The sequence below is a fragment of the Tardiphaga sp. genome, assembly GCF_028290785.1.
Taxonomy (GTDB): Bacteria; Pseudomonadota; Alphaproteobacteria; order Rhizobiales; family Xanthobacteraceae; genus Tardiphaga.
The window spans coordinates 1-10606 of the sequence record NZ_JAQGJD010000260.1; the positions used below are offsets into that span (position 1 = coordinate 1).

The window sequence follows — 10606 nt, forward strand, 5'->3', positions numbered from 1 at the left end:
TAGGTTTCCAGCACCGCACCGTCATCGGCGACCACCGAGAGGCGGCCGTCCTGCTGCCACAACGCGAAGGCGGTGCGCTCGGTGACGTCGATCTGCAGCCGGTCGGGATACAGCTTCAGCACGTTGGCGTCGGCGATCCACGGATTGGCCTTGAGCTTGTCGCGGACCACGGCGGCATCGAGGAACAGCAGCGACGAGCGGCCGTTGACGCCGCCGATTGCCAGAATTTCGTCCTGGGTGAGTTGCTTGCGCCCGTTCAGGATCACCGCGGCGATGCGGAAGCCGGCGGCATTCGCGGCGGCGTTACGGGTATCGCTGAACGCCTCGATCACCTCGTCGAGATGGTTGCCCTTGACCACCCCCAGCGCGACGCTGCCGAGCAGCATCAGGATGGTGGCAGCGATTCCGATCCGGCGGGGAATGTAACGCTCGACCGTCGCGATGAAACGGTTCGGGCTCTGTTCGCGAATGACGGGTTTACGGACGCGCAGACGGGCCAGAAAACGGGCAAGCGGGGTCAACTGCTCGCGAAGCAGGATGGCTGCTCCAATGGCAGCCAGTTTCAGGTCAGCTTGGGGCCCCAGCGATCTCATCGACCGAGAGAGGCGTCCTCCACCATCCATTGCACGCGCTCGTCCTTTAGGCCCACCTATGCGGGCTCCGGCCAAGATGACGCCCGGTCGTGCCGGCGCAGTGGTCGTTGCGGAACTCCGCACGGCTCACGCCCCGGCAGCCAAGCGCACCTGCGCCGCCAGCGTTAACCTTCGGACTTCCTGGTAAACAAAGTGTAAAGGCGGTCCGCGCAGGGCACGATTAGATGCGGTTATGCAAGAGTTTAGCTCTGGTGTGGTGAATGTGCCGGATGGAACCTGCAGCACTGCGGTGCACTGGTCCCATGCTGCTTCGCAGATCCGGGGCCATCGCGGGTGACGGCGCTTGGGGCGGTCCGGCTCTGCGGAGCGGCACAGCAGCGCCGCGCCGCGTCCGGGACACGAGACGTCCGGATTTCAGTAAGTGCCCGCCGCGCGTTTTTCAGCGAGCGCAATCTGGCCGTGCAGAAACTCGACGAAGCCGATGCCCTGGGCTGCGAGCGCCTTCGGATACAGCGAGGCCTTGGTGAGGCCTGGCAGGGTGTTGGTCTCCAAATAGACTGGGCCATTGGCCGATACGATGAAGTCCGAGCGCGAATAACCCCGGCATGACATCGCCCGGTGCGCCTTCACCGCATCCGCCATGATCGCCGCGCTGATCTCCGGCGAGAAACGACCGGGGCAGATTTCCTGCGTCGATGTGGCCAGATACTTCGCCTCGTAGTCGAAGCCGCCGTCGGCCGGGATGATCTCGATCGGCGGCAGCGCCATCAGCGAGCCGTCGGCCTGCTCCAGCACTCCGCAGGTGGCTTCCACCCCCGCGACAAACGGCTCGATCACATAGTCCTCGGTCTTCGCTGCATGGCGCACGGCCACCAGATCCTGACTCGCGTTGACGAAAATCAGGCCGTAGCTGGATCCGTCGCGGGCCGGTTTGGCGATCAGTTTTCCATATGTTGCCAAAGCGGTTTCGAGTTCGTCGAGCGCCACGCCGGCCGCGATCGTCACGCCGGCGATCGCGGCAAAGCGCTTCGCCGCGACCTTGTCGAACGCCAGGTTGGACGACGCCGAGCCGGAGCCGGTGAAAGCGATGCCGCGCATCTCGCACATCGCCTGCAACTCGCCATTCTCCGCAGTGCCGCCGTGCAGGCCGAGCACCAGCAGGCGATGGTCGGCCCTCGCCTGGTCGAGCGCCGGCTCGAGCCGGCCAAGGCTTGCGCTGTCGGGCCTGAACGGATCCTCGAAGGGCCGCGCGTGGTTCAACAGCGTCTGCGGACGGACTTGATAGACCTGATCGTCCGCGTCCCAGAACCACAGTTCGGCTTCCGGCAACGCCAGATGCAGCGCCTGCGCGGTCGCGACCGACACCAGCCGTTCCTTGTTCAGACCGCCGAACAGGATGGTGATACGCGTCGGCTGGTTCGCTTCCGTCATTTGTACGTACTCCTCGACTCGGCCGTGGCCCGCCAACAGCCAATAGCATTGCGCAGCGCGAGTCAGGTATTGCTGATTTTCGACTAGGGCGCGAGCCTGTCCGCTAACCGGCAACAAAGAGAAGCGCGATGATTAGAGCCTGGCTCGACCTGCCCTCCCTCGGCATCTTCGCCACTTTGTGCGGGCTGTATGCGTGCACGGCGCTGGGGCTCTACGCGCTGGCGTTCCGCTCGCCGCTGACCGGCAACGTCAAGAGCCTGACCGGCGTGGTGGCGCCGTTCTTCTCGGCGGTGGCGATCCTGTTCGGCCTGCTCAGTGGCTTTCTCGCCAATGACGTCGGCGAGCGCAACCGCCAGGCGGTCCGCGCGGTGCAGATCGAGGCCGGCGAGCTCCGCAATATCTATACGCTGAGCGTCGCGTCGGTCACCGACATGCACGAAATCCGCATCGCGCTGAAGGACTATGCGCGATCCGCAGCGCGGGACGAATGGCCGCAGATGCTGGAAGGCAGCCATGCCCTGCAAACCGCGACCGCCTATGACGATCTGCTGCGCCGGATCAGCGATCCCTCCATCACCCGCGATGCCAGCGCCGCCGTGCACGCTGCGCTACTCACGGCGGCGGTCAGGGTCGGTAACGCCCGCACCGACCGGCTCAGCCTGTCGGCGGACACCACCAACGACCTGAAATGGATATCGGTGCTGATCCTGGGTGTGATGACCCAGATCGCGCTGACGCTCGTGCATTTGGAAAAGCCGCGCGCGATGCTTGCCGCGCTCGTGGTGTTCGGCACCGCCGCGGTGGTGGCGCTCGGCCTGATCGCGCTGCAAGAGCATCCGTTCCAGGGCACTTTTCGCGTCTCGCCGGCGCCGCTGGAGCGGCTGCTGGAATTGCCCGACATCGTCGCCCCCGCAGCCGATGCCACGACAACGGCGCCTGCGCCGGCCGCAACTCCCGCCAAGTAACGCGCCACGCCCCCAAGCTCTGTCATTCCGGGATGCACTTCAGTCGGCGAAGCCGGCCGGAGTGCAGGCCCGGAATCCCGAGATGTTTTGAACATCTCCGGATTCCGGGTTCGCTCGCAGCTGACGCTGCTCCCGCCCCGGAATGACGGTCAGGCAACCCCGATCCTCTTGATTTCCCAGTGCAGGTCGACGCCGCTGTGCGCCAGCACGCGGGCGCGCACGGTCTCGCCGAGCGTCTCGATGTCGGCGGCGGTGGCATCGCCGGTGTTGATCAGGAAATTGCAGTGCATCTCTGACACCTGCGCGCCCCCGACGCGCAAGCCGCGGCAGCCGGCGGCATCGACCAGCTTCCAGGCGCTGTGGCCGGGCGGATTCTTGAACGTCGAGCCGCCGGTCTTCTCGCGGATCGGCTGCGCGGTCTCGCGATGGGTTTGCACTTCATCCATGCGGGCGCGAATGGTGGAGGGTTCGGCGATCACGCCGCGGAATTTCGCGGAGGTGAAGATGATGGAGGGATCGACGCCTGAATTGCGATAGACGAACTGCATCGCGGCGTTGTCGAAGCTGTTTTTGGTACCATCGCGGCCGATCCCAATGGCCGCGATCAGCACGTCCTTGGTCTCGCCGCCGTTGGCCCCGGCATTCATGCGCAGCGCGCCGCCGATCGAGCCGGGAATACCGAAATAGAATTCAAGCCCGCTGATGTTGGCCGCGGCCGCGGTTTCCGCCACCCGCTTATCGAGTGCGGCGGTGCCCGCAGTGACGGTATCGCCATTCGCAGTCGCTGCGCCGAAGCCGCGCGGGCTGAGGCGGATGACGACGCCTTCGATGCCGCCATCGCGCACGATCAGGTTGGAGCCGACACCGACGACGGTGACGGGAATTTCCTTCGGCAGACGCGCGAGGAAGTAAGCGAGATCGTCGTCATCCGCCGGCGTGAACAATAGCTGTGCCGGACCGCCGACGCGAAACCACGTCAAGGGCGCCAGCGACTCATTGGCCAGCAACCGCCCGCGCAAGTCGGGCATCACGGCTTTTAGATCTATCGAAATATCCGGGAACGTCATGTTCAGTCCCCTCCCCCCCTTGTGGGGGAGGGTGGCGCGAAGCGCCGGGAGAGGGGGCGCCACGGGCGGCAGAGCTTGTGGCGCCCCCTCTCCCGCCAGACGCAGCTACGCTGCGCCCGGGGGAGAGGGAGCGCAGCGGCGTGCGTGGCGATGTCGGTGCTGAACATCGAAATACTTATCCCAGTGCCTGCAATTCGCCCGGCAGCGCATAGGCCCACTGGGTGATGTTGCCGGCGCCGAGGCAGACTACGGTGTCGCCTGATTTCGCCACCCCGGCCACGAGGCCGGCCAGGCCCGCACTCTCCTGCAGCGGGATCACTTCGCGGTGGCCGTGCGCGCGCAGGCCGAGGACAAAATGGTCGCGGTCGATGCCGGCGATCGGCGCTTCGCCGGCCGGATAGACCTCGGCAACGATCACCGTGTCGGCATCGTTGAAGCAGGTGCAGAATTCCTCGAACAGCGACTGCAGGCGCGTAAAGCGATGCGGCTGCACCACGGCGATTACTTTGCCCTTGGTGGATTCGCGCGCTGCGCGCAGCACTGCGGAGATCTCCACGGGGTGATGGCCGTAGTCGTCGATGATGGTGACGCCGTTCCATTCGCCGGTCTTGGTGAAGCGGCGACGCACGCCGCCGAAGTTCGCCAGCGCCTTGCGGATGGCGTCGCCGGACATGCCGAGTTCATGGGCCACCGCAATCGCCGCGGTGGCGTTGAGCGCGTTGTGACGGCCGGGCATCGGCAGCACGAGCTTGTCGATGGTCTCGGTGGTGCCGGCCTTGCGGTTACGGAACACGACCGTGAAGGCAGAGCCGCCATTGGCAGGCTTGAGATCCACCAGCCGCGCATCGGCCTGCGGATTCTCGCCATAGGTGATGATGCGGCGGTCTTCGATCTTGCCGACGATGCTCTGCACGACAGGGTGATCGATGCACATCACCGCAAAGCCGTAGAACGGCACATTCTCGACGAAATGGCGAAACGCGTCCTGCACCGCCTCGAAGGTGCCGAAGTGATCGAGATGTTCGGGATCGACATTGGTGACGATGGCGACGTCGGCGGGCAACTTCAGGAAGGTGCCGTCGCTCTCGTCGGCTTCCACCACCATCCACTCGCCGGCCCCAAGCCGCGCATTGGTGCCGTAGGCATTGATGATGCCGCCATTGATGACGGTGGGGTCGAGATCGCCGGCGTCGAGCAGTGCCGCGACCATCGAGGTGGTCGTCGTCTTGCCATGGGTGCCGGCGATGGCGACGCAGCTCTTCAGCCGCATCAGCTCGGCCAGCATTTCGGCGCGGCGCACCACGGGGATGCGCTGCGCGCGCGCGGCCATCAGTTCCGGATTGTCGCGCTTGATGGCGGTGGAGACCACCAGCACGTCGGCGCCGGACACGTTGTCAGCCTTGTGGCCGACGTGGATCACAATGCCCTTGTCGCGGAGACGGTTGACGTTGGCGCTCTCCGAGGCGTCGGAGCCCTGTACGGTGTAGCCGAGATTGCACAGCACCTCGGCGATGCCGCTCATGCCGATGCCGCCGATGCCGACGAAATGAATGGGTCCGATCTCGCGCGGCAATCTCATGGGCTAGGTCTCGTCAGTTCTCGTCCAGCCCGGGGCAAAAGCGCGAAGAGCGTCTTTACTGGAACCCGGCTGGCACGAATCGCCCCCCTTCATGCAAGACGGGGATGGCCGGGACAAGCCCGGCCATGACGCTTAAATGTCGAAAACCGCGCTTGTTTGACCGGTTTCCCGGCGGACTGACCTATTCCGCCGGCACTGGAACCGCGGCCTTCGCAGCGCGTTCGGCGTGGATCGCGTAGAGCGCGACCGCGAGGGCCGCCAGGGGGGCCAGCGCCGCGACCCAGGGCAGCGCGCCAAGCCCGGACCCGCTGGCGATCACAATGCCGCCGATCCAGGCGCCGATAGCATTGCCGAGATTGAAGGCGGCGATATTGAAGCTGGAAGCGAGGCTTTGGCCGGCGCCGGCAGCCTTGTCCAGCACCCACATCTGCAGCGGCGGCACGGTGGCGAAGCCCATGGCGCCGAGCAGCGCGACGAACGCCACCACAGCGATCTGGCTGTGAAGAGCGAAGGTCATCAGAAACAGCACGACGGCCAGCGCGGCAAGACTGCCCAGCACCGTGGGCAGCAGCCAGCGGTCAGCCAGCCGCCCGCCGACCAGATTGCCGACCACCAGCCCGCCGCCGAACACCAGCAGGATTGGCGACACCGCGGCGTCGGAGAAGCCCGACAGCCGGGTCAAGATCGGCGCGATATAGGTGAAAACGCCGAATACGCCGATCCAGCTCAGCACGGTGGTGAGCAGGGCCAGCAGCACCTGCGGACGCGCGAGTACCGCGAGATCCTGCTTCAGGTTAGACGGCGCCGGCTTTTCCTTATCCTGCGGCACGAACAGCGCGATGATGGCGAAAGCGGCAACGCCGACGGCAGTCACGGCAAAGAAGGTCGAACGCCAACCAAAGCCCTGCCCCAGCCAGGTGCCGAACGGCACGCCGAGAATGTTGGCCACCGTCAGGCCGGTGAACATGATGGCGATGGCCGAAGCCTTCTTGTTGGCCGGCACCAGGGTTGTCGCCACCACCGAGCCGACCCCGAAGAAGGTGCCATGCGCAAAGGCGGTGAGCACGCGCGCTGCCATCAGGCTCCAGTAGTCAGGCGCCAGCGCGCAAGCGAGGTTGCCGACGGTGAAGATCGCCATCAGCACCAGCAGTGCCGTCTTGCGCGGCCATTTCGAGGTGGCGATGGTCATGATCGGCGCACCGACCACCACGCCGAGCGCGTAGCCCGAAATCAGTAGTCCGGCGGCCGAGATGGAGACGCCGAGGTCGCCGCCGACATCGATCAGCAGACCCATGATGACGAATTCCGTGACGCCGATGCCGAAGGCGCCGGCGGTGAGCGCGTAAAGGGCGAGAGGCATGTCAGGCTCCATTGCTGCGGAGCAACATGCCCCTGCATGCAAATCTGGACCGACAGTCATTGATGAGGTAGACCGGCCGTAGGCACAATATTTGTGAATTGAACTCATCATGGCGCGGCTCGATGTCAATCGCTCCGGCGAAATGGAAGTGTTCGTCCGCGCGGTCGAGCTCGGCGGCTTTTCTACCGCCGCCCGCGCGTTTCGGATGACCCCCTCGGCGGTGAGCAAGCTAGTGGCGCGGCTGGAAGCCCGGCTCGGCGTCCGCCTGATCAATCGCTCGACGCGAAAACTGCAGCTGACGCCGGAAGGCACGGCGTTCTACGAACGCGCCATGCGCATCCTCGACGACATGAATACGGCCGAGCGGGAGGCCGCGGTAGGCGCCACGCCGAGCGGCGTGTTGCATATCAACAGCAGCGTCCCGTTCGGGCTGCACCGGCTGCTGCCGATCCTTCCGGATTTCCTGCAGCGCTATCCCGGCATATCGGTCGATGTGACGCTGACAGATATTGTCATCGACCTGCTCGAAGAACGCGCCGACGTCGCGATTCGCGTTGGGCCGATGCGCGAGTCGCGTTTGCTGGCCCGCAAGCTTGTCGAAACCCGAATGGTCGTGGTGGCGGCCCCCGGCTATCTCGCTGCGCGCGGCACGCCGCAGACGCCGGCTGATCTCGCCGATCACACCCTGCTCGGCTTCAGTTTCTCGCGCCAAGCGGCGGGCTGGCCGTTCGCCGATGGCAACGGCGGGGCGATCACCGTGGCGCCAACCGGCAATGCTCTGGTTAGCGACGGCGAAGCGATGCGACATTTCACCATTGCCGGCGCAGGCATCTCACGGATGTCGCGGCTTCATATCAATCCCGATATCGAGGCCGGACGCCTGGTGCCGGTGCTGGAAAATTACAATCCGGGCGATCTGGAAGCCACCCACGCGGTGTTCGTCGGCCACGGCGGGCAACTCCCGGCCCGGGTGCGGGCGCTGCTGGATTATCTGGTGGAGAACGTGCGGCTTTAAATCCCCGCGACCTTCGCCACCAGATCCGCCAGCCGTTCCGCGGCATCGAGCTTGCCGACTTTTCGCGCGCCCGCGGCCATCGTGGCCAGCCGCGCCGGCTCGGCGGCGAGCGCGGAGATTTCCGCCGCCAGGCGGTCCGGTGTGAATTCGCTCTGTGCGAGGCGGATGGCGCCGCCGGCATCGACCAGCACGCCGGCATTGGCGAACTGGTCCTGATCGATGGCGCCGGGCAGCGGCACCAGGATCGAGGGCCGGCCGATGGCACCGAGTTCGGCGACCGTGCCGGCCCCGGAGCGTGAGATCACCAACTGGCTCGAGGCCAGCCGCGCCGGCAGATCGCTGAAGAACGGCGCCAGTTCGACCTTGATCTTGAGCTTGTCATAGACCGCGCGGACCCGCGCCATGTCCTCGCCGCGGACCTGCTGCGTCAGCACCAGCCTGCTCCATAGCGCCGGCTCAAGCCGCTCGATCGCTGATGGCACGATGTCCGCCATGATGCGCGCGCCCTGGCTGCCGCCGACCACCAAGAGGCGCAGCGGCCCGGTGAGATCGGGCGCGATATAGGATACGGCTGCGGCAGCGAGGATGGCGGGACGCATCGGCGTGCCGGTCGTCGTGGTCTTCTTCGCCAGTTCGGGATCGCGGTCGAGCACGCCGGGCAGCGACGTCGCAATCGCACTGACGCGGCTGGACAGCAGCCGGTTGGCGCGGCCCATCACGGCGTTGGAGTCGTGAATGATCGTGGGAATGCCGAATAGCTTTGCCGCGACCAACGGGGGCAGCGTCGGATAGCCGCCGAAGCCGATGACGGCGGCGGGCTTCAGCCTGCGCATCAGATTGAGCGCGATGCCGGTGCCGGCGGCGAGCATGATGCCGGTGCGGGCCAGCGAGATCGGATTGCGCCCGCGAAACGTTTCGCTCGGCACCACGTCGATCATATCCCGCGAGAACAGCCCGCTGTATTTCAGCGCGCGCGCATCGGTGACCAGGCGCACGCGCAACCCGCGCTTCATCAGTGCAACGCCGAGCGCCTCCGCCGGAAACAGGTGGCCGCCGGTGCCGCCGGCGGCGAGCAGGATAAGAGGCGCTTCGCTCATGACATGGTCACGCGTAGCTTCTGATCGAATTGGCGTCGCCGATCGAATCCATTTCGGTTCGCGGCCGCATCCGCGTCAGCGCCAGCAGCATGCCGACGCTGTAGGCCAGCGAGATCATCGACGAACCGCCGTACGAGATAAATGGCAGTGTCATGCCCTTCGCTGGAATGAGGTGCAGGTTGACCGCCATGTTGATCGCCGCCTGGACGCCGAACAGGATCGCGAGGCCCGAGGCCGCGAAGCGCGAGAACAGGTCCTCGGTGGCATAGGCGCGCGACAGCGAGCGGATCACGATAAAGGCGAACAGCGACAGCAGCGCCAGACACATCAGGATGCCGAATTCTTCGGCCCCGACGGCAAACACGAAGTCGGTGTGGCTGTCCGGGAGGCTGCGTTTGGCGATGCCCTCACCCGGTCCCAGGCCGAACCAGCCGCCATTGGCGAAGGATTCCATCGCGGTATCGACCTGGAAGGTGTCGCCGGAGGCGGGATCCATGAAGCGCTTGATGCGGCCGGCGACGTGCGGCACCAGCAGATAGGCGGTGAACAGGCCGGCGGACGCCGTAGCGGCGAGGCCGAACACCCACACCATGCGCATGCCGGCGATGAAGAACAGCGAGCCCCACACCATCAGGATCAGCATGGTCTGGCCGAAATCGGGCTCCAGCACCAGCAGCGACACCAGCATCAACAGCAGCACCACGGCCATCGAGGTCGCCGGCATTTCCGGCTTTCGCGCGGACTCCGAGAACAGCCAGGCGGCGACCACGACGAAGGCCGGCTTGGCGGATTCCGAGGCCTGGATGTTGATGCCGAGCAGCGTGATCCAGCGCTTGGCGCCTTTGACCTCGGGGCCGATCAGCAGCGTTGCCACGATCAAGACGATGGAAATCGCGAACACCAGCAGCGCCGATCGCCGGATCTGCCGCGGCGACAGGAACGAGACGCCGATCAGCACGATGAAGGACGGCACCAGGAACAGCACATGGCGGTTGAAGAAGTGGAACGGGTCGAGCCCGATCCGGGTCGCCACCGGCGGCGAGGCCGCCAGCGACAGGATGATCCCCGCCAGCATCAGCGCGATGATCGCCGCCAGCAGCAGCCGGTCCACGGTCCACCACCATTCGCTGAGCGGGGTGCGTTGTTCACGGGAGATCATGGGCATACCTGCGGGCAAATGATCCCCATTGGTGCGCCATCGTGGTTGCCAGACGGTTAACGGATTGTGAAAATTTGGAAGGGAATTGGGAGCGTTCCCCGGACGCTGCGCAACGCGTCGCGCTTGCGACGTGGTGCGCTGCAGTTCCGGGGCCCCGGTTGCTGTCAAGAAGAAACCGGGATCCCGGATCTGCGGAGCGGCATAAGAATGCCGCACCGCGTCCGGGACACGGCCCCTCCTAAATCGCCTTCACGCCATCCAGCGCCAGCACCAGCTCGCGAAAACGGTCGCCGCGAATTTCGAAGTTGCGGAACTGGTCGAACGAGGCGCAGGCCGGGGA

General features: G+C 65.6%; 9 protein-coding genes. 2 read left to right on the top strand and 7 right to left on the bottom strand.

Annotated elements, in window-relative coordinates; all coding sequences use genetic code 11:
* Both JWR89_RS16135 and JWR89_RS16140 read right to left on the bottom strand, forming a co-directional pair.
* Window positions 1–623: FtsQ-type POTRA domain-containing protein (locus JWR89_RS16135; RefSeq protein WP_299717878.1), on the bottom strand; the 623-nt coding region annotated here is incomplete at its 3' end.
* 384 nt (window positions 624–1007) lie between these two features.
* On the bottom strand, window positions 1008–2024 hold the full coding sequence (locus JWR89_RS16140) for a D-alanine--D-alanine ligase (protein WP_299717880.1): 1017 nt from the start codon (window positions 2022–2024) through the stop codon (window positions 1008–1010).
* Window positions 2025–2152: 128 nt separating this feature from the next.
* Here JWR89_RS16140 and JWR89_RS16145 point away from each other — a divergent pair, with 128 nt between their 5' ends.
* Window positions 2153–2989 carry a DUF4239 domain-containing protein gene (locus tag JWR89_RS16145; RefSeq protein WP_299717882.1) on the top strand — a complete coding sequence of 279 codons (837 nt, stop codon included), beginning with the start codon at window positions 2153–2155 and terminating at the stop codon, window positions 2987–2989.
* A gap of 149 nt (window positions 2990–3138) precedes the next feature.
* Here JWR89_RS16145 and murB read toward each other — a convergent pair whose 3' ends face one another.
* The 3 genes from murB to JWR89_RS16160 form a co-directional block, all read right to left on the bottom strand.
* The gene (gene murB / locus JWR89_RS16150) at window positions 3139–4056 is read right to left on the bottom strand and encodes a UDP-N-acetylmuramate dehydrogenase (protein WP_299717884.1); all 918 of its coding nucleotides are present in this window, start codon (window positions 4054–4056) and stop codon (window positions 3139–3141) included.
* Between the two features lie 175 nt (window positions 4057–4231).
* The gene (murC, locus tag JWR89_RS16155; RefSeq protein ID WP_299717886.1) at window positions 4232–5635 is read right to left on the bottom strand and encodes a UDP-N-acetylmuramate--L-alanine ligase; all 1404 of its coding nucleotides are present in this window, start codon (window positions 5633–5635) and stop codon (window positions 4232–4234) included.
* 181 nt (window positions 5636–5816) lie between these two features.
* On the bottom strand, window positions 5817–6995 hold the full coding sequence (locus JWR89_RS16160) for an MFS transporter (protein WP_299717888.1): 1179 nt from the start codon (window positions 6993–6995) through the stop codon (window positions 5817–5819).
* A gap of 109 nt (window positions 6996–7104) precedes the next feature.
* Between JWR89_RS16160 and JWR89_RS16165 the strand changes: the two genes are divergently transcribed.
* On the top strand, window positions 7105–8010 hold the full coding sequence (locus tag JWR89_RS16165) for a LysR family transcriptional regulator (protein WP_299717890.1): 906 nt from the start codon (window positions 7105–7107) through the stop codon (window positions 8008–8010).
* Here JWR89_RS16165 and murG read toward each other — a convergent pair.
* Both murG and ftsW read right to left on the bottom strand, forming a co-directional pair.
* Entirely contained in the window at window positions 8007–9107 is a 1101-nt protein-coding gene (murG, locus tag JWR89_RS16170) for an undecaprenyldiphospho-muramoylpentapeptide beta-N-acetylglucosaminyltransferase (protein ID WP_299717892.1), read from the bottom strand. The genes JWR89_RS16165 and murG overlap by 4 nt on opposite strands.
* Window positions 9108–9114: 7 nt before the next feature.
* A complete protein-coding gene (ftsW, locus tag JWR89_RS16175) occupies window positions 9115–10266 on the bottom strand; it encodes a putative lipid II flippase FtsW (RefSeq protein WP_299717894.1) in 1152 nt (383 codons plus the stop codon).
* Window positions 10267–10606: the final 340 nt, after the last annotated feature.

Coding starts and splice junctions, on each gene's coding strand:
- ftsW (WP_299717894.1), bottom strand. CDS start 10,266: ATGATCTCCCGTGAACAACGCACCCCGCTCAGCGAATGGTGGTGGACC.
- JWR89_RS16160 (WP_299717888.1), bottom strand. CDS start 6,995: ATGCCTCTCGCCCTTTACGCGCTCACCGCCGGCGCCTTCGGCATCGGC.
- murB (WP_299717884.1), bottom strand. CDS start 4,056: ATGACGTTCCCGGATATTTCGATAGATCTAAAAGCCGTGATGCCCGAC.
- JWR89_RS16165 (WP_299717890.1), top strand. CDS start 7,105: ATGGCGCGGCTCGATGTCAATCGCTCCGGCGAAATGGAAGTGTTCGTC.
- murC (WP_299717886.1), bottom strand. CDS start 5,635: ATGAGATTGCCGCGCGAGATCGGACCCATTCATTTCGTCGGCATCGGC.
- JWR89_RS16145 (WP_299717882.1), top strand. CDS start 2,153: ATGATTAGAGCCTGGCTCGACCTGCCCTCCCTCGGCATCTTCGCCACT.
- murG (WP_299717892.1), bottom strand. CDS start 9,107: ATGAGCGAAGCGCCTCTTATCCTGCTCGCCGCCGGCGGCACCGGCGGC.
- JWR89_RS16140 (WP_299717880.1), bottom strand. CDS start 2,024: ATGACGGAAGCGAACCAGCCGACGCGTATCACCATCCTGTTCGGCGGT.